Genomic DNA, 17,627 nt, shown 5'->3' with positions numbered 1-17,627 from the left:
AGCGCTAAAGCACGCCAGCTTTCTTCCAACTCAGGTAACGGGTGACCAGTTCGGTGCCCAGCTCACCGGGACGGGTGTCCAGCACCGGCACGCCATGGGCGCTCAAGCGTTCATGCTGATCGGCCCGGGCGTTCAGGTAGTCCACCGTGCCGCAGTAGGCCAGGGCTTCGGGCAAGGTTTGCACCGGGACCTGACGTAGCCGGTCGAGGACTTCCTCGCGCAGGCTCGCCACCAGCACCCGGTGCTGTCGGCCCAGGCGCTGGACCGCGCCGAGCAGGGTTTCGTCGGCTTCATCGCGCAGGTTAGTCACCAGCACCACCAGTGCCCGGCGCTGCTGGCGGGCGAGCAGTTGGCTGGCGGCGGCCTGGTAGTCAGCAGGGCGCTGGCTGCTGTCCAGGTCATAGAGGTTATTGAGCAGCACGTTCAATTGACCGTTGCCCTTACTCGGGGGCAGGTAGCGCGCCTGCTCGGTGGCGAACGTCATCAGGCCGACCGCGTCGCCCTGGCGCAGGGCGATGTAGCTGAGCAGCAGGCACGCATTGAGGGCGTGATCGAAGTGCGACAACTCGCCCTCCTGACTACGCATCGAGCGACCGCAGTCGAGCATGAAGATGATCTGCTGGTCCCGTTCGTCCTGGTACTCCCGGGCAATCGGTGTGCGTTGTCGGGCCGTGGCTTTCCAGTCGATCTGGCGCAGGCTATCGCCTTCGCGAAACTCGCGCAGTTGATGAAACTCCAGTCCCAGCCCGCGCCGCTGGCGCTGGCGTACGCCCAGTTGGCTGAGCCAGTTGTCGACCGCCAGCAGTTGTGCGCCATACAGGTGGGCGAAATCCGGATAGACCCGGGTGCTGTCCTGCAACGTCAGGTACCTGCGGGCCGACCAAAGCCCCAAGGGCCCCGGCAGGTTGATTTCGCAACGCTCGAAACTGAAGTGCCCACGGCGCAAGGGGCGCAGTCGGTAGCTGAGTAGGTGAGTCTGGTCGGGATGCAGTTCGACCGTCTGGGGCAATCCCTCGAAGTCCAGGCCATCGGGAACATGATCGAACAGCTGCACGCTCAGGGGCTGTACGTAATCATGTTGCAGGCTGATCTGCACTTCGCTCCAGCGCCCCAGTGCCAGGCTGCCGGGCAGTTGCCGTTGCGCCCTGGGGGAGGGCCGGCGAATCAGGCGCGCAGCGTCGAGCAGGGCCAGCAGCAACAAAGCCAGCAACAATCCCCAGTTAATCGCCAGCAAGCTAGGTGCCACGTCGACGCCCAGGGCCCGGCAGGCGCCCAGCACGATGCTCAGCCCCAACAGGGTGGCGAGCCAGGCCAGCAGCAGACGGGTCGGCTTCATGGTCAGGGCTTCCCAGGGACGATCATCGTCATGGTGCTATTCACAATCTGGGCGCCGGAACCTGGTCAAGCATTAGCTTGAGTACCTGGTCGACGTCCAGCCCTTCGATGTCCAACTCCGGTGCAATCCGCACGCGGTGGCGCAGCACCGCCAGCGCGCAGCCCTTGATGTCATCCGGGATAACGAACTCACCGCCGCGCAGCAGTGCCCGCGCCCGGGCCACCCGCACCAGCGCGATGGAGGCTCGAGGACCGGCGCCCAGAATCAGCCCCGGCCAACTGCGGGTGGTGCGGGCCAGGCGTACGGCATAGTCCAGTACCTGCTCATCCAGCGGCAGGTCGCTGGCAATCCGTTGCAGGGCGAGGATGTCCTTGGCTTGCAGCAAAGTGCGCAGCGGTTGCACGTCGAGCATGTCAGCGCGGGTCGAGCGGCTGACCTGGCGCACCATGTCCAACTCCTGCTCGGCATCGGGGTAGTCCATGCGCACCTTGAGCATGAACCGATCGAGCTCGGCTTCCGGTAGCGGGTAGGTGCCTTCCTGTTCGATGGGGTTTTGCGTGGCCAGGACCATGAACGGCTGGGCGATCGGCAAGGCGCGACCTTCCAGTGTCACCTGGCGTTCCTGCATGGCTTCGAGCAAGGCGGCCTGGGTCTTGGCCGGGGCGCGGTTGATCTCGTCGGCCAGCAACAGGTTGGTGAACAGTGGGCCCTTGCGCAACTTGAACTGCTCGGTCTGCAGGTCGTAGACGGCATGCCCGGTGACGTCGCTGGGCATCAGGTCGGGGGTGAATTGAATCCGCGCGAAGTCGCCGCCAAAGCAGCGGGCCAGGGCGCGCACCAGCAAGGTCTTGCCCAGGCCCGGCACACCCTCGAGCAGCACATGGCCCCCGGCAATCAAGGCGCTCAACACATCGTCGATCACGCTTTCCTGGCCGATCACGGCCTTTCTCAATTCGACACGCAGGGCTTGCGCCAGTTGGCTGGCGCGTTGCCGTTGTTGCGCTGCGCGGGGTTGGCTAGGCGGTTCGAAGGCTTCACTCATAAGGCATTCCTGAGGGTTTGCAGGTGGGCGACCTGGCGGCTGAATTCGCTGCTGGACAGTCGTCGTTTCGCCAAGGGACCGAGCAACTGGCCAATGGTGTCGGCCGGGTGGCCGGTCAAGCGTGCGATGACCTGCCATTGTTCGGCAGTTTCCAGCTGTTCCAGGCCCGGGTGCCGCTGCCGGGCGCGGCGTTGCACATCGTGTTGCAGGCCTTGCAGAAGGCTGTGTTGCCCGGCGTTGCGCAGCAGGAAATCAGCACTGGCGCCCACGTGCTCCTGCAACTGCCGGCGAGCCTTGGTCGCTGGGGCGATTAATGGGCCCTGGCGCCAGCCGACGTGCCAGCACCACAGGCCAAGCAATGCAGCGAGAGCCACCAGCGCCTGGGGGAAATAGCGCAGCAACAGGGTGAGCAGGTGGTCGTGGTCAATGTCGAACAGCAGGGTGACTTCGGTGTCGGCGTTCAGGTACCAGAGCAGCCAGGCGTTGTCATAGTGGCCGATGTTGGGGTTTTTCCACAGGTCGGCATCGGTGATCACCGTGATCAGGCCTTCGCCGTAGGGCAGTTGCATCATGTGCGTGGCCAGGGCGCTGTTGGCCCAGGCCTGGGCCAGGTTGTGCGGGTCTTCGAGGTGGAACTGCGGATCGAAGCTGGCATAGGCCGGCGCTTGTTCGTCTTCCAGGTAAAGCTTGGTCAGCGTGGGATAGGGGTCTGTCGTAGCCTCGGGCGGTGGTTCCTTGAGGTCCTTGCTCATGGATTGCTGCACCTGGACCCGGTCCAGCAGCAGGTCGGCGCTTTTGCCGGCCTTGGCGTCCCACAGGGCCTCGGCAACCAGCAGCAGGCGGCCGCCGGCGTGGGCCCAGGCCAGCACTTGCTCGACCTGCGCCGGGGTCATGTCGACACGCTCCCCCAGGAGCAACAGGCTGTGTTGCCGGGAGGGCAGCGGGGGCAGGGTCTCGAGGCTGTTGGCGTGGCTGACGCGCAGCCCTTGCTGGCGCAAAAAGTGCTCGGCGGCCAGGTACGGGTTGGCCTGGGCTTCGGGGGAGGGGCCGTGGTCGATGGTTTCTGCATAGGGCGTGGCCTGTAGGAACAGGTAGACCGCGACCGCCGCTAGCAGCCCGGCCAGCAGTGTGCCGAGAACCATCTGCAGCCGGTTCATTGACCCACTCCGTGGCCGAACAGCGCGCGCCAACCTGCGCAGAGTTGTGTTTGCAGGGCGAGTGGCGGGACGCGGTGACCGTAGGCGATATTTTGCCAATGCACGGTGAGGGTGCTGCTGAAGGCATGCAGTTGCGGCTGCTGCAGACGCTGGACATGGTCCAGCACCTGGCCTTCGGTGTCGGCACTGGTCAACGGCAACGCGTAGTCGTGCAGCAAGCGCACCAGCAGCGCCCGATACAGCAAGCCGAGGGCCTCACGGGGCTGGCTCGCCCAGAGCCGCTCGACCTCGGCGGCGACGTCGTCCGGCAGGGAGTCACGACCTAGGTCGAGGCCGAACAGTTGCGCCGGCAGCGGGCGCTGGGGGCTGAGTTGAGGTGCCGGGCGGCGGCTGACGAAGGTCTGCAGCCACTCGCGGTAGCGCCAGGCCAGTAACACCAGCAGGCCGATGACCGTCGTCCACAACAGGACTTCGATGATGGACGCCAGGCTGGCCAAGCGCGGGCTGTCGAACAACTCGAGCAACGCCTTGAGCCAGCCGGGTGCCTGGCCCGCCTGGGTTCGTTCGGGCTCGCCGTCACCCAAGCGATAGCGGGTCAGGGTCTCGGTGTTCTTGAACGGCGGGGCGTCGAGTATGGCATTGATGGCGCTGCTGGCAGCCTGGCTGTTGAGGGGTTGCTGGAGCAGGCGCGGGCTGGCGGGCGCGGCGCTCGATTCGGCGGCCAGCAGCGGTTGCCCGGCAGGCCCTACCAGCAGCAGGCCGAGCATCAGCACGCTGGCGACCACCGCGCTCAGGCGTTGGCGCAAGCGCCGGAATACCAGCTCGATGTCCCAGGCTTCCAGCGTGGTGCGCCGGTTCAGGTACAGGCTGAAACCACAGGCCACATACACCGGTTCCCAGACGATCAGGATCAGCACGTACAGCGCGTTACTCAGGTGCTCAAGCCACAGCCAGTCCTGAGCGCTGCTGGCGATCATGGTTTGCCAATCCCAATCCAGTTCGATCTGCCCAGGCAGGAACAGGTAGAACAGGCTGATGGTGCCGATCCACAGCACGCTTTCCAGCAGCATCCCAATGAGTGTCAGCCAGCGCGCTGCCCCGGCGTCGCGTTGCTGCAACACCGCCAGGCGCTGCTGGCGCGCCACGCCGCCAAGTCCCTCTAGCTGCAGCACCGGCAAGGTGAAGCTGCGGCTCAGGCTCAGGCGTCGCCAGGTCAGGCTGGCGAGCAACTGTGGCTTTAGCAGGCGTGGCCATTGGCGCAAGGCCTGCTGCACGCTGGGCGCCTGGCCGAACAACGCGCTGGAAAGGATGTACAACGGCAGGCGCTCGAACGCCGGCTTCAGCCACCAGAACAGCCCCAGGGCGAGTGCGGGGGATTCCCACAGCAGCACGCTGAGCAGGACAAACACTGGCACGGTGACCAGCGCCCAACTGCCCATCAGCACCCGGCGATGACGCTGGCTCAGCAGGATCCCCAGGTCCATGGCTTCCCAGGTGGTGCGTGGGCGAATCACGACGCTGGCGTCATTCAGGCGCATGGCGACCCCGTCCCGCACCGAACAGGTAGAGCCCCACCAGTAACCACAGGGCCGCCCCGACCAGGTATTTGCTCAGCGGCGCCGGCCCAGTGCGTGCCGACCAATAGGCCTCGATGAACGCAGCAATCAGCAGGAACAGCATCACCCCGCAAATCATCAGCACGCTCTTGCGCGCGGCCAGGCGCAGGGCTTCACCACGGGGTAGCCGCCCGGGGGCGATCAGCGCCCAGCCCAGTTGCAAGCCCGCCGCACCGGCCAGGGCGATGGCGCTGAGTTCAAAGGCACCGTGGCCGACGACGAACGACCAGAAGCTTTCGCCGTAGCCGATGCGCGTCAGGTGGCCGGCGATGGCCCCGATCAGCAGCCCGTTGAACATCAGGAAAAACACACTGCCCAGGCCAAACAGCAGGCCGCTGGCGAAGGTCTGAAAGGCTATGCCGATGTTGTGCATGATGTAGTAGCCGAACATCACCCAGTTATCGCTGGCGGCGCGCTCGGTGTCGCGGCCCAGGTGTCCGGCGGCCGGGTCGTACATACCTTGCATCTGCGCGACCTGATCGCCCGGCATGATGCTGTAGACCAGGTCGGGAAACAGGTACACCAACAAGGCGGTGCCCAGCAGCGAGCCGAAAAACAACAAGCCGGCCGCCAGCACGAACGGCCATTGCTCACGCACCAGGCGCGGAAAGCCGGCCAGGACAAAGGCTAGCAACTGGGCGCCGAGGTGGCTGCGATGGCGGTACAACTGCTGGTGTCCGCGCAGCACGAGGTGCTGCAAGGGGTCGACCAGGTAACTGCTGTAGCCGCGCTCCTGCGCCAGCGCCAGGTGTTGGCACAGGCGCCGATAGTCCCTGGGGAATGCGCGGGCCTCCTCGGCGCTGGCCTTGCCGCGCTCCAGTAGATCGAGCCGGTGGGCGAACTGCTGCCAGTGGGCTTGATGGCGGATTTCGAACTGGCTTTGCTTCATGTCGGCCCCAACAAGCCACGGGCGATGCCATTGAGCTCGGCGACTGCCTGCGTCGGCGCGACCTGCAGCGGCTCGGCGAGCAGCGTCGCCAGTTCAGTGACCCGTGCGCTGGAAAGCTGCGCCTGGCGTTCGGCAAAACCCAGCACTGCGCGTTGCTCATTCAGGCTCAAGGTAAAAGGCGCGCGCAGGGGCTGGGCGGCTGGCAACTGCGGGCAGTGTACCGGCTGTTCGCGATAGATCACCAGGGTGCCGGCGGCCATGTCGCCCAGGCGCTTGAAGGTCGGATGCTGCAGGCAACTAATGGCGCCCAGGGCGTAGCCCAGGGGCAGCATGTCGACGAACCGCAGTAGGTTGCGGATCAGCGAGGCCGACCAGCCGACCGGGGTACCGTCGTCCTGCACCACGCGCAATCCCAGCAGTTGTTTTCCGGGCGAACGGCCTTGGTTGAGGACTTCGAACAGCACCATGTACCACCAACTGACGACAAACAGCAGCAGCGAGCCCAGCCCCATACCCAGCTTGCCGAGAAACCCCAGGCCGAGGAACAGCAGGCCCAGTACCAGGGCGCGCAGCCCAAGGTCGATGGCAAATGCCAGGGCGCGGGGCGGCAACCCGGCCGGGCGCAGTGGCAAGTCGATGCCTTCGGGCGTTTCGACCTGGTACCGCGTATCCAGAGGCGGGGGCAGCGGTGCTTTCCTTGGCAGTGCTGAGGTAGGGATCATGGGCAGCCTGGTGATGGAGCCAGTTCGGGACGTTACCTGGGCTCGATGCTAGCAGCCTTCGCCAGCGCAAACGACCTGTGTCTGGGCGATCCTGACTTTGCCACGTAACGTTCTAAAGCAAGATAGCTGGCCGGCGCAGCGCTTGAGCGCCTAGACTTCGTCGGTCTCAAGTTCAGGAACAGCCCGTGACCTCTATCTTCTGGTACGACTACGAAACCACCGGGATCACCCCGCGCTGCGACCGCCCGCTGCAAGTGGCCGGGATCCGCACCGACTTCGAACTCAACGAGATCGATGCGCCGGTCAATCTCTACTGTCAGCCCAGTGACGACATCCTGCCGCATCCGGCCGCCTGCGCGATCACCGGGATCACCCCGAGTCGCCTGGCCGAGCAAGGTTTGAGCGAGGCGGATTTCATGACCCGGGTGCATGCCCAACTGGCAGCTCCAGGGACCTGCGGCGCCGGTTACAACACCTTGCGTTTCGACGATGAAATGACGCGCTACAGCTTGTACCGCAATTTTTTCGACCCCTATGCTCGCGAATGGCAGGGCGGCAACAGCCGCTGGGACCTGATCGACGTGGTGCGTGCGGCCTATGCATTACGCCCGGACGGCATCGCCTGGCCGCAGGAAGAAGGGCGTGTCACGCTCAAGCTCGAACGCCTGACGGTCGCCAACGGCCTGGACCACGGCCAGGCCCACGAAGCCTTGTCCGATGTGCGCGCCACCATTGCCCTGGCGCGGCTGATTCGTGACCGTCAGCCCAAGCTCTATGACTGGCTGTTCAAGTTGCGCAGCAAACAAAAAGTCATGGACCAGATTCGCCTGCTGCAACCGATGGTGCATATCTCCGGGCGCTTTTCTGCCGAGCGCAGTTATGTGGGCGTCGTCCTGCCGCTGGCCTGGCATCCGCGCAATCGTAATGCACTGATTGTCTGCGACCTGCACCTGGACCCCGAGGGCCTGCTGGCAGATGACGTCGAAACCCTGCGTCAGCGCCTGTACACCCGCCATGCGGATTTGCCCGAGGGGGCGCTTGCGGTGCCGCTCAAACTGATTCACATCAACCGCTGCCCGGTAGTGGCGCCGTTGTCGGTATTGCGGGCCGAGGATCAGCAACGACTGCAATTGGACATGGCGCTGTATCAGGCGCGCGCGCTGCGGCTAAGTGACGCACAGGAACTTTGGCGAGATAAAGTTCCAGCCATTTATGCCCAGGACGACTTCACCCCCAGCGATGACCCTGAGCAACAGTTGTACGATGGTTTCATTGGTGACCGTGACCGACGTTTATGCGAGCAAGTGAGAGCGGCCGACCCACAGCAATTAGCGCAAGAACAATGGCCGTTCGATGATGAACGTTTACCGGAATTATTATTTCGATATCGCGCGCGTAACTTCCCCGAGACCTTGAATGAACAGGAGCAAGAACGCTGGAAATTATTTTGCCAGCAGCGTTTGAGCGATGCTCGATGGGGAGCGCCCAATACCGTGCAGGCATTTGATCAAGCCTGCGAGCAATGGTCGCAGAATGCCGCGGGCGGAACGCTTGAGGTTCTGCAGGAATGGCGCGAGTACGTGGCGCTATTGCGCAAACGTTTGGATATTTGAAATGCCCTGATGAAATGTGTTGAATAACATGGATAAAAAAACGCCAGCGAAAGCTGGCGTTTTTTTGTTCGCAAGTGAACCTGCGAGACGGGTCGCGGCTTAGCCCAGCAGGGTTGCCCAGCCTTCAACCACGTCGCCGCCCCACTTGGCTTTCCACTCTTTCAGAGTCTTGTGGTTGCCACCTTTGGTTTCGATGACTTCGCCGTTGTGCGGGTTCTTGTATTGTTTAACCTTGCGTGCACGCTTGGTGCCGGTAGTTTTCACTGCGCCGCGTGGGGCTTTAACTTTAGATTCCGGATCCAGCAGGGCGATGATATCGCGCAGGGATTTGGAGTATTCGCCCATCAGGGTGCGCAGTTTGCCTTCGAATTCCAGCTCGGTTTGCAGTTTGTCGTCTTGGGACAGGTTCTTCAAACGGGCTTGCAGCTCTTTGATAGCTTCTTCGGTGGCGCGGTATTCGTTGATCAGGGACATGAGGACTACCTTATGTTAGGCACAGGATGCAGGGGACAGTGGCGCAATAATAGTCAGGGTGTTTCATCAAGTAAACATATAAGCGAACTTTTATTTGATTTGATTAGAGTCAATGGCAGACAAATACACTGACAGTTAAAACATCAGCGGTAATGATCACAGTTATTCACAAAGGCCTTCTTGCGTATTCTCACAAGGCGTCCTGCGCCAGCATGCAGTGCTGCTAATCGGTCGACGACGGCCTGCTTGCGCAGGCGGCAGATGGGACAATTGCTGATCAATACTGCAGTTTTGCTGCGCAATCGCTAGAATGGCGGCCTTTGCGAAGTTCTGGAGTTTTCCCCCTATGCGCACTTTTCGGCTAGTGATCGCTTGCCCGGACGGCGTCGGCATCGTTGCTAAGGTCAGTAACTTTCTGGCGTCACACAATGGCTGGATCACTGAAGCGAGCCATCACTCGGACAATCTCAGTGGCTGGTTCTTCATGCGTCACGAAATTCGGGCCGACTCCTTGCCGTTTGGTCTGGAGGCCTTTCGTGAGGCATTTGCCCCGATCGCCGAAGAGTTCTCGATGAACTGGCGTATCACCGACACCGCGCAGAAAAAACGCGTGGTGTTGATGGCCAGCCGTGAATCCCACTGCCTGGCCGACCTGCTGCACCGCTGGCACAGCGACGAGCTGGACTGCGAAATTTCCTGTGTGATCTCCAACCACAACGACCTGCGCAGCATGGTCGAGTGGCACGGCATTCCTTACTACCATGTGCCGGTGGATCCGCAGAACAAAGAGCCGGCGTTTGCCGAAGTGTCGCGCCTGGTCAAACAGCACGATGCTGAAGTGGTGGTGCTGGCGCGCTACATGCAAATCCTGCCGCCTGAGCTGTGCAGCGAGTACGCGCACAAGGTGATCAACATCCACCACAGCTTCCTGCCGTCGTTCGTGGGGGCCAAGCCTTACCACCAGGCGTCGATGCGTGGTGTGAAGCTGATTGGCGCCACTTGCCACTACGTCACCGAAGAGCTGGACGCCGGTCCGATCATCGAGCAGGACGTGGTGCGCGTCAGCCACAGCGATAGCATCGAAGACATGGTGCGTTTCGGCCGTGACGTCGAGAAGATGGTGTTGGCCCGCGGCCTGCGCTATCACCTGGAAGACCGCGTGCTGGTGCATGGCAACAAGACCGTGGTGTTCTGATTCGCCGCCGACAGGCACGAGGGCCTCAAGCGTTGTACGCTTGAGGCCCTTTTTTATTGAAGGTGCGGACCATGAGCGATCCACTGGACAAGGCCACCTCCACAGCCCCCGCCACCCTGGGTGAAGGCTGCCTGAGCCGTTACGACCCCGATGACTTGAGTAGCGAGGACGGCACCGAGTTTCCCGGTGCGGCCGAGTTGTGGCAGCAGTTACAGGACCAGCCGGAACCTGAAGGCAAGTCCTGACAGATCCTGCCAGCGCATTCAGATACGGAAACTGCCCACCAGTTGCTTGAGGCGCGCCGCCTGTTGTTCCAGGTCGGAGCAGGCCCGCAAGGTCGACTGCAGGTTTTCCACACCTTCCTGATTGAGGGTGTTGATCTCGGTGATGTCCACGTTGATCGACTCCACCACGGCAGTCTGTTCCTCGGTGGCCGTGGCCACCGACTGGTTCATGCCGTCAATCTCGCCAATGCGCAGGGTCACGCTGTTCAGGCGCTCCCCGGCGAGGTTGGCGATCTCCACGCTGTCCTGGCTATGGCGCTGGCTGTCGCCCATGGTGCTGACCGACTCGCGGGCGCCGACCTGCAGCTCCTCGATCATGGTCTGCACCTGTTGCGCCGACTCCTGGGTGCGGTGCGCCAGGTTGCGCACCTCATCGGCCACCACTGCAAAACCGCGTCCGGCCTCACCGGCCCGTGCGGCCTCGATCGCCGCGTTGAGCGCCAGCAGGTTGGTTTGCTGGGAGATGCTGGTGATCACTTCGAGAATCTGCCCGATGTTCACGGTCTTGCTGTTGAGCGACTCGATGTTGCTGCTGGAAGCGCTGAGCATGCTCGACAGTTGATTCATCGCGGCGATGCTGCGATCGACCACTTGCTGGCCATCCTCGGCCAGGCTGCGGGCATCGCTGGCCTGGTGCGATGCTTGCGCGGCGTTGCGCGCGATTTCCTGGGTGGCGGCGCCCAACTGGTTGATGGCGGCCGCGACGCTGTTGGTGCGGCTCGATTGTTCATCGCTGTTGAGCATCGACGAGTTCGAGGCGCTGACCACCCGCAAGGCCACTTCGTTGACCTGCTCGGTGGCTGACGAGACTTCGCGGATCGAGCCGTGGATGCGCTCGACGAAGCGGTTGAACGCAACGCCCAGGGTGCCGAATTCATCATGGTTCTGGATGGTCAGGCGGCGGGTCAGGTCGCCCTCACCGTCGGCGATGTCCTGCATGGCGCGGGTCATGACGTGCAATGGCTGGATCAACAAGCGGATCAGCATGCCGAGCAGGGCGATGATCACGGTCACGGCAATCACCGTGGCGACTATTGCCGAAGTGCGGAACTCGCTGAGCATCGCGAAGGCGGTGTCCTTGTCCACGGACAGGCCGATGTACCAGTTGACCGATGGCAGGCCCTTGATCTGGCTGAAGGTGAAAATGCGCGTCTTGCCGTCCACCTCGACTTCGCTGAAGTCGCTGCCGATGCGCGGGGTGCTGTGCGGATAAGCCTCGCTGAGGGACTTCATCACCAGGGATTTGTCCGGGTGCACCAGGATCTTGCCGTCGGCGTTGACCAGGAAGGCATAACCCATGCCGTCGAAGTCCACGGCCTTGAGGTTGTCGATCAGGGTCTGCAGGCTCAGGTCGCCGCCCACCACCCCGACATTGCTGCCGGCTTTTTTCGAGGCGCTGGCAATGGAAATAATGGTCTGGCCGGTGGCCGCATCGACATACGGTTCGGTCAGCGTGGCGCTGGCGCTGTTCTGCGCGCCGGTGTACCAGGGCCGTCCACGCGGGTCGAAGCCGTCGGGCATTTTCACATCGGGACGGATGGTGAAGCTGCCACCGGCATTGCCCAGATAGGAGGCCATGAAGGTCGAAGTCAGGGCTTTTTGTTCCAGCAGCTCGGCGACGTGCGCATCATCGGCATTGATGGCGATGTTCTGCGCCAGGTTATCGATCAGAAGAATGCGCCCGGACAGCCAGGTCTGAATGTTGCTCGCGGTGACATCCCCCATTTCATTGAGGTAGCTGTCGAGGTCCTGGCGAATTGCATTGCGCTGCAGATAATCGTTGTACAGCGTAAATGTGGCGAACGCGGCAATGACGATAAGGGCGGCGGCAAGCAGGATTTTGTGGCTGAAGCGCAGATTGTTGTTCATGGCTTGTGGTGTCCGCTAATGTCTTATTGTGTGGGGCGTGTTGCGACAAAAAAGCGCGCACGATAGGCGCTGTGGCACATAAGCTGATATTTCCGTGGATCCTTAGGGAATTATCTGACCTGATATTCAGTCTGGTCTCTCGCTTATCTCTATCGGCTGTGTAGGACCAAAGCTTAATCATGGGTGACAAAATGCCTGATTCATTAAAACTCGTTATTGGCGCCGACCTTCAGGGCCAGCCGATTGCCCAGGCCATGCGCCTGGCCAACCGCCACGGATTGGTGGCGGGCGCCACCGGGACCGGGAAGACCGTCACCCTGCAACGCCTGGCAGAGGCGTTCAGTGATGCCGGGGTCGCGGTGTTTGCCGCTGACATCAAGGGCGACCTCTGCGGGCTGGGGGCGGCGGGCAATCCCCAGGGCAAGGTGGCCGAGCGGATTGCCGGCATGCCATGGCTCAACTACCAGCCGGCGGCCTATCCAGTGACGTTGTGGGATATCCACGGGCAGTCTGGTCATCCGTTGCGTACAACCTTGAGTGAAATGGGCCCGTTGTTGCTCGGCAGCCTGCTGGAATTGACGGACAGCCAGCAGTCGGCGCTGTATGCCGCCTTCAAGGTGGCCGATCGCGAGGGCTTGTTGCTGCTCGACCTCAAGGACCTCAAGGCCCTGCTCAACCACCTCAAGGACAACCCCGAGCTGCTCGGCGATGACGCCGCTCTGATGACCACCGGCTCCAGCCAGGCGCTGTTGCGGCGCCTGGCCACCCTGGAGCAGCAGGGCGCCGAGGCGCTGTTCGGCGAGCCGGCGTTGCAACTGCAGGACATCCTCGCCCCGGCCAGCGATGGCCGCGGGCGCATCCATCTGCTGGATGCCAGCCGCCTGGTGCATGAGGCGCCGAAGGTCTATGCGACCTTCCTGCTGTGGTTGCTGGCCGAACTGTTCGAGCAACTGCCGGAGCGCGGCGACGCCGAGAAACCGCTGCTGGCGTTGTTTTTCGACGAGGCGCACTTGCTCTTTGCCGGCACGCCCAAGGCCTTGCAGGAACGTTTGGAGCAGGTGGTGCGGTTGATCCGTTCCAAGGGCGTGGGGGTGTATTTCGTCACCCAGTCGCCGGGCGATTTGCCGGATGACGTGCTGGCCCAGTTGGGTTTGCGCATCCAGCACGGGTTGCGGGCATTTACCGCCAAGGAGCAGAAATCCCTGAAGGCGGTGGCGGACGGTTTCCGCCCCAACCCGGCGTTCAGCGCACTGCAAGTGCTGACCGACCTGGGGATTGGCGAGGCATTGGTCGGGACCCTGCAAGAGAAGGGCACGCCGGAGATGGTCCAGCGGGTGCTGGTGGCACCGCCGCAATCGCGTATCGGGCCATTGAGCGAAGCTGAGCGTGCCGCGCTGATTGCCAACTCACCGTTGGTCGGGCGTTACGACAAGCCGATCGACCGCGAGTCGGCCTATGAAGTGCTGGTGGGGCGCAAGGGCCTGGCGCCGGAGGCCGAGGCCGTGCCGGACAAGCCGGCGGCAGAGGAGCCGAGCTTCACTGAGCAGGCCGGCGAGTTTCTCGGCACCGCCGCCGGGCAAGCGCTGAAGTCGGCGATGCGCCAGGCGGCTAACCAGTTGGGCCGGCAGTTGGTGCGCGGGTTGATGGGGTCGTTGCTGGGGGGCAGCAAGCGTCGCTGACGGTGTTTGTCGGAGCGCCGGGCGGCGCTCCGCTTGCTCGTGATGGCTTTCGCCGTGTCACCGCAAAGGTGGCGGGTCTAGCGTTATCGCTAGCCTGCTCCCACCTTCATAAATGAATTGTGCTCAGGCCTTGGGCTTGGCGTGTGCCGCCAGGCGCTCCAGGGCTGCTCGCAGATTGGGATCGGTAATCCCGTCAGCCGTGGCCTGGATGGTGGCCGCCGCGTCACTGGACAGGTCCATGGTGTGGCCGGCCGCTCCTTGCTGCACGGTGGGCGGTTGAACCTTGAACAGAATCCGCGTCAGGCTGGCGAACTCGTCGAAGGCCTGCAATTGACGTTGCAGGCGTTTTTGCTGGTAGCGCAAGCGGGTGGCCCAGTGTCCGTCGGTGACGATCAACAGCAGGCTGCCTTCGCGCCAGGAGGCGACGTGGCAATGTTCGCGGGCTGCCGGCTGCAATTGGCTTTCGAGCAAGCGCTGCAGATGACCCAGGCGTTGTGCGTGGCCAAATATGGCTTTTAACGGTTTGGCTTCGCGTAGCAGAACGGCGGGTGCTCTGGCCGTAAGAGGGCGAAATGCCATGATCAGACACCTGAAGTAACAGAGCCGCCATGGTAGCAGAAAGCGCCGGATCCGCCCGAGCCATTGCTTTGTTACCGCTTTACTCATTAAATCAATGAGTAACTTCTGCTGCAAATGGCTTGAAGTTCAGTAAAAAGCCCTTATTTTAAGTGAGCCCCGTCACAACGCTGTGCCAGCATCGTGGAATAACGCCACTTTCCTCACCATCGTTTCCGGGTAGAATGCTCGTTCGCATGCGGCCATGAGGGCTGCTCGGGCGACTCACGGGGCCGCCCTCCATCCCTTTAGTGTGGAAGATCCTGCCGATATGTTTGCGCCTTTGTTAAAGAAACTTTTTGGAAGCAAGAATGAGCGTGAAGTCAAACGCATGCTCAAGACGGTGCAACTCGTCAATGCCTTCGAAGAGCGAATGGTGGCCCTTTCGGACGATCAATTGCGTGCCAAGACAGACGAGTTCAAGGCCCGCTTCGCCAAAGGGGAGACCCTCGACAAGCTGCTGCCAGAGGCCTTTGCGGTAGCCCGCGAAGCCGGCAAGCGCGTCATGGGCATGCGCCACTTCGACGTCCAGTTGATCGGCGGCATGACCTTGCACGAAGGCATGATTGCCGAAATGCGTACCGGTGAAGGCAAGACCCTGGTGGCGACACTGGGCGTTTACCTCAACGCACTGTCCGGCAAAGGCGTGCACGTGGTCACGGTGAACGACTACCTGGCCCGCCGCGATGCCAACTGGATGCGTCCGCTCTATGAATTCCTCGGCCTGACGGTCGGCGTGGTCACGCCGTTCCAGCCGCCGGAAGAAAAGCGCGCGGCCTACGCCTGCGACATCACCTACGGCACCAACAACGAATTCGGTTTCGACTACCTGCGCGACAACATGGCGTTCAGCATGGAAGAAAAATTCCAGCGCGAACTCAATTTTGCCGTGATCGACGAAGTCGACTCGATCCTCATCGACGAAGCCCGTACCCCACTGATCATTTCCGGTCAGGCCGAAGACAGCTCCAAGCTCTACATCGAGATCAACAAGCTGATCCCGCAACTGGAACTGCATGTCGAGGAAGTGGAAGGCGTCGTCACCAAGGCCGGTCACTACAGCGTCGACGAGAAGACCCGCCAGGTCGAACTCAACGAAGCCGGTCACCAATACATCGAAGAAGTGCTGACCCGCATCGGCCTGCTGGCTGAAGGCGAGAGCCTGTACTCGGCGCACAACCTGGGCCTGTTGACCCACGTGTATGCCGGCCTGCGCGCACACAAGCTGTTCCACCGCAACATCGAATACATCGTGCAGGATGGCCAGGTAGTCCTGGTCGACGAACACACCGGCCGTACCATGCCGGGCCGTCGTTTGTCCGAAGGCCTGCACCAGGCCATCGAGGCCAAGGAAAACCTGAACATCCAGGCCGAGAGCCAGACCCTGGCATCGACCACCTTCCAGAACTACTTCCGTCTGTACAACAAACTGTCCGGCATGACCGGTACAGCCGACACCGAAGCGTTCGAATTCCATCAGATCTATGGCCTGCAGGTCATGGTCATCCCGCCGAACAAGCCGCTGGCGCGTAAAGACTACAACGACCTGGTGTTCCTCACCGCGGACGAGAAGTACGCCGCCATCGTCACCGACATCAAGGAAAGCATGGCCGCGGGGCGCCCGGTTCTGGTGGGCACCGCGACCATCGAAACTTCCGAGCACATGTCGCGCTTGCTCGATAAGGAAGGCATCGAGCACAAGGTTCTGAACGCCAAGTTCCACGAAAAGGAAGCCGAGATCATTGCCCAGGCCGGTCGCCCAGGCGCGCTGACCATTGCCACCAACATGGCCGGTCGTGGTACCGACATCCTGTTGGGCGGTAACTGGGAAGTGGAAGTGGCTTCCCTGGAAAACCCGACGCCGGAACAGATCGCCCAGATCAAGGCCGACTGGCAGAAGCGTCACCAGCAAGTGCTCGAGTCGGGCGGCCTGCAGGTGATTGCCTCGGAACGTCACGAATCGCGCCGTATCGACAACCAGTTGCGTGGTCGTGCCGGTCGTCAGGGTGATGCCGGCTCCAGCCGCTTCTACCTGTCGCTGGAAGACAGCCTGATGCGTATTTTTGCCTCTGACCGGGTGAAAAACTTCATGAAGGCCCTGGGCATGCAGCCTGGCGAAGCGATCGAGCACCGCATGGTGACCAACGCCATCGAAAAGGCCCAGCGCAAGGTTGAAGGTCGTAACTTCGACATCCGCAAGCAATTGCTGGAGTTCGACGACGTCAACAACGAACAGCGTAAAGTGATCTATCACATGCGTAACACGTTGCTGGCCGCCGACAACATCGGTGAGACCATCGCCGACTTCCGCCAGGACGTACTCAACGCCACCGTTTCGGCGCACATTCCTCCGCAGTCGCTGCCTGAGCAGTGGGACGTTGCCGGTCTGGAAGCAGAGCTGGAAAGCGGTTTCGGGGTGAAGCTGCCGATCCAGCAATGGCTCGACGAAGACGATCACCTGTACGAAGAGACCCTGCGCGAGAAGCTGATGCAGGAGCTGATCGCCGCCTACAACGAAAAAGAAGACCAGGCAGGCGCCGAAGCCCTGCGTACCTTCGAGAAGCAAATCGTGCTGCGCGTGCTGGACGACCTGTGGAAAGACCACCTGTCGACCATGGACCACTTGCGTCACGGTATCCACCTGCGTGGCTACGCCCAGAAGAACCCGAAGCAGGAATACAAGCGCGAGTCGTTCACGCTGTTCTCCGAGCTGCTGGATTCGATCAAGCGCGACTCGATCCGGGTCCTGTCCCACGTTCAGGTACGCCGCGAAGATCCGATCGAAGAAGAGCAACGCCTGCGTCAGGAAGCCGAGGCGCTGGCCGCCCGCATGCAGTTCCTGCACGACGAAGCGCCTGGCCTGGAGCAACCGGAACTGTTGGGTGAAGAGGTCGATGTGGCCCTCGCCACCGCGCCGGTACGCAACGAGCAGAAGCTGGGCCGCAACGAGCTGTGCTACTGCGGTTCGGGCAAGAAGTTCAAGCATTGCCACGGGCAGATCCAGTAAAACCCGTCGTCAACGCTGAAATACCCGCGCCGCGACCGGCATCAGCCGTCGCGGCGTTTTACCATTCGAAGCACCAACGCCGCGCGCCGAAAAGCGTGGCGATCCGGGTGCAGACATTATCTAGTGAGG

14 protein-coding genes are annotated in these 17,627 nt (G+C 62.2%); 5 read left to right on the top strand and 9 right to left on the bottom strand.

The window, feature by feature from the left end:
• Nucleotides 1–4 precede the first annotated feature (4 nt).
• Genes ACM6IP_RS23000 through ACM6IP_RS22975 form a run of 6 tightly spaced genes read right to left on the bottom strand, consistent with a single transcriptional unit; the run spans nt 5 to nt 6,762 of the window.
• Nucleotides 5–1,336 carry a DUF58 domain-containing protein gene (locus ACM6IP_RS23000; RefSeq protein WP_414862335.1) on the bottom strand — a complete coding sequence of 444 codons (1,332 nt, stop codon included), beginning with the start codon at nt 1,334–1,336 and terminating at the stop codon, nt 5–7.
• Nucleotides 1,337–1,376: 40 nt separating this feature from the next.
• Complete coding sequence (locus ACM6IP_RS22995; RefSeq protein ID WP_095165800.1) at nt 1,377–2,378, bottom strand: AAA family ATPase; 1,002 nt, start codon at nt 2,376–2,378, stop codon at nt 1,377–1,379.
• Nucleotides 2,375–3,535, bottom strand: coding sequence for a DUF4350 domain-containing protein (locus ACM6IP_RS22990; protein WP_414862334.1), 1,161 nt, complete (start codon nt 3,533–3,535; stop codon nt 2,375–2,377). Before ACM6IP_RS22990 ends, ACM6IP_RS22995 begins: the two co-directional genes overlap by 4 nt.
• Nucleotides 3,532–5,073, bottom strand: coding sequence for a DUF4129 domain-containing protein (locus tag ACM6IP_RS22985; protein WP_401126355.1), 1,542 nt, complete (start codon nt 5,071–5,073; stop codon nt 3,532–3,534). The genes ACM6IP_RS22990 and ACM6IP_RS22985 overlap by 4 nt, the downstream gene beginning before the upstream one ends.
• Nucleotides 5,060–6,040 (bottom strand): stage II sporulation protein M, encoded by a 981-nt coding sequence (locus ACM6IP_RS22980; protein WP_414862333.1) that lies wholly within the window; start codon nt 6,038–6,040, stop codon nt 5,060–5,062. The genes ACM6IP_RS22985 and ACM6IP_RS22980 overlap by 14 nt, the downstream gene beginning before the upstream one ends.
• Nucleotides 6,037–6,762 carry an RDD family protein gene (locus ACM6IP_RS22975; RefSeq protein WP_401126358.1) on the bottom strand — a complete coding sequence of 242 codons (726 nt, stop codon included), beginning with the start codon at nt 6,760–6,762 and terminating at the stop codon, nt 6,037–6,039. The genes ACM6IP_RS22980 and ACM6IP_RS22975 overlap by 4 nt, the downstream gene beginning before the upstream one ends.
• 185 nt (nt 6,763–6,947) lie before the next feature.
• Here ACM6IP_RS22975 and sbcB point away from each other — a divergent pair, with 185 nt between their 5' ends.
• The gene (gene sbcB, locus ACM6IP_RS22970) at nt 6,948–8,375 is read left to right on the top strand and encodes an exodeoxyribonuclease I (protein ID WP_414862332.1); all 1,428 of its coding nucleotides are present in this window, start codon (nt 6,948–6,950) and stop codon (nt 8,373–8,375) included.
• A gap of 99 nt (nt 8,376–8,474) precedes the next feature.
• Here sbcB and mvaT read toward each other — a convergent pair whose 3' ends face one another.
• Nucleotides 8,475–8,849, bottom strand: a complete 375-nt coding sequence (mvaT, locus tag ACM6IP_RS22965; protein WP_005790963.1) for a histone-like nucleoid-structuring protein MvaT — start codon at nt 8,847–8,849, stop codon at nt 8,475–8,477.
• Nucleotides 8,850–9,195: 346 nt separating this feature from the next.
• Here mvaT and purU point away from each other — a divergent pair, with 346 nt between their 5' ends.
• On the top strand, nt 9,196–10,044 hold the full coding sequence (gene purU, locus ACM6IP_RS22960) for a formyltetrahydrofolate deformylase (protein ID WP_095165714.1): 849 nt from the start codon (nt 9,196–9,198) through the stop codon (nt 10,042–10,044).
• A gap of 71 nt (nt 10,045–10,115) precedes the next feature.
• Nucleotides 10,116–10,289, top strand: a complete 174-nt coding sequence (locus tag ACM6IP_RS22955; RefSeq protein WP_174244594.1) for a hypothetical protein — start codon at nt 10,116–10,118, stop codon at nt 10,287–10,289.
• An 18-nt stretch (nt 10,290–10,307) separates the two neighbouring features.
• On the opposite strand, the gene ACM6IP_RS22950 is transcribed toward ACM6IP_RS22955, so the two are convergent.
• A complete protein-coding gene (locus tag ACM6IP_RS22950) occupies nt 10,308–12,197 on the bottom strand; it encodes a methyl-accepting chemotaxis protein (protein ID WP_095165712.1) in 1,890 nt (629 codons plus the stop codon).
• Between the two features lie 191 nt (nt 12,198–12,388).
• On the opposite strand from ACM6IP_RS22950, the gene ACM6IP_RS22945 reads away from it, so the two are divergent.
• Nucleotides 12,389–13,876 (top strand): helicase HerA-like domain-containing protein, encoded by a 1,488-nt coding sequence (locus ACM6IP_RS22945; RefSeq protein WP_414862331.1) that lies wholly within the window; start codon nt 12,389–12,391, stop codon nt 13,874–13,876.
• 123 nt (nt 13,877–13,999) lie between these two features.
• Here ACM6IP_RS22945 and ACM6IP_RS22940 read toward each other — a convergent pair whose 3' ends face one another.
• Nucleotides 14,000–14,455 carry a DUF721 domain-containing protein gene (locus ACM6IP_RS22940; protein WP_095165711.1) on the bottom strand — a complete coding sequence of 152 codons (456 nt, stop codon included), beginning with the start codon at nt 14,453–14,455 and terminating at the stop codon, nt 14,000–14,002.
• 307 nt (nt 14,456–14,762) lie between these two features.
• Between ACM6IP_RS22940 and secA the strand changes: the two genes are divergently transcribed.
• The gene (gene secA, locus ACM6IP_RS22935) at nt 14,763–17,498 is read left to right on the top strand and encodes a preprotein translocase subunit SecA (RefSeq protein WP_095165709.1); all 2,736 of its coding nucleotides are present in this window, start codon (nt 14,763–14,765) and stop codon (nt 17,496–17,498) included.
• The last annotated feature ends 129 nt before the right edge of the window (nt 17,499–17,627 follow it).

This window comes from Pseudomonas sp. IT-P176 (assembly GCF_949767245.1).
Classification (GTDB): domain Bacteria; phylum Pseudomonadota; class Gammaproteobacteria; order Pseudomonadales; family Pseudomonadaceae; genus Aquipseudomonas.
The sequence above is the reverse complement of the archived record's forward strand: the minus strand, read 5'-3'. Positions and strand labels throughout refer to the sequence as shown.

Coding starts and splice junctions, on each gene's coding strand:
- ACM6IP_RS22980 (WP_414862333.1), bottom strand. CDS start 6,040: ATGAAGCAAAGCCAGTTCGAAATCCGCCATCAAGCCCACTGGCAGCAG.
- ACM6IP_RS22955 (WP_174244594.1), top strand. CDS start 10,116: ATGAGCGATCCACTGGACAAGGCCACCTCCACAGCCCCCGCCACCCTG.
- purU (WP_095165714.1), top strand. CDS start 9,196: ATGCGCACTTTTCGGCTAGTGATCGCTTGCCCGGACGGCGTCGGCATC.
- ACM6IP_RS22975 (WP_401126358.1), bottom strand. CDS start 6,762: ATGATCCCTACCTCAGCACTGCCAAGGAAAGCACCGCTGCCCCCGCCT.
- ACM6IP_RS22985 (WP_401126355.1), bottom strand. CDS start 5,073: ATGCGCCTGAATGACGCCAGCGTCGTGATTCGCCCACGCACCACCTGG.
- ACM6IP_RS22950 (WP_095165712.1), bottom strand. CDS start 12,197: ATGAACAACAATCTGCGCTTCAGCCACAAAATCCTGCTTGCCGCCGCC.
- ACM6IP_RS23000 (WP_414862335.1), bottom strand. CDS start 1,336: ATGAAGCCGACCCGTCTGCTGCTGGCCTGGCTCGCCACCCTGTTGGGG.
- ACM6IP_RS22945 (WP_414862331.1), top strand. CDS start 12,389: ATGCCTGATTCATTAAAACTCGTTATTGGCGCCGACCTTCAGGGCCAG.
- ACM6IP_RS22995 (WP_095165800.1), bottom strand. CDS start 2,378: ATGAGTGAAGCCTTCGAACCGCCTAGCCAACCCCGCGCAGCGCAACAA.
- ACM6IP_RS22990 (WP_414862334.1), bottom strand. CDS start 3,535: ATGAACCGGCTGCAGATGGTTCTCGGCACACTGCTGGCCGGGCTGCTA.
- mvaT (WP_005790963.1), bottom strand. CDS start 8,849: ATGTCCCTGATCAACGAATACCGCGCCACCGAAGAAGCTATCAAAGAG.
- secA (WP_095165709.1), top strand. CDS start 14,763: ATGTTTGCGCCTTTGTTAAAGAAACTTTTTGGAAGCAAGAATGAGCGT.
- ACM6IP_RS22940 (WP_095165711.1), bottom strand. CDS start 14,455: ATGGCATTTCGCCCTCTTACGGCCAGAGCACCCGCCGTTCTGCTACGC.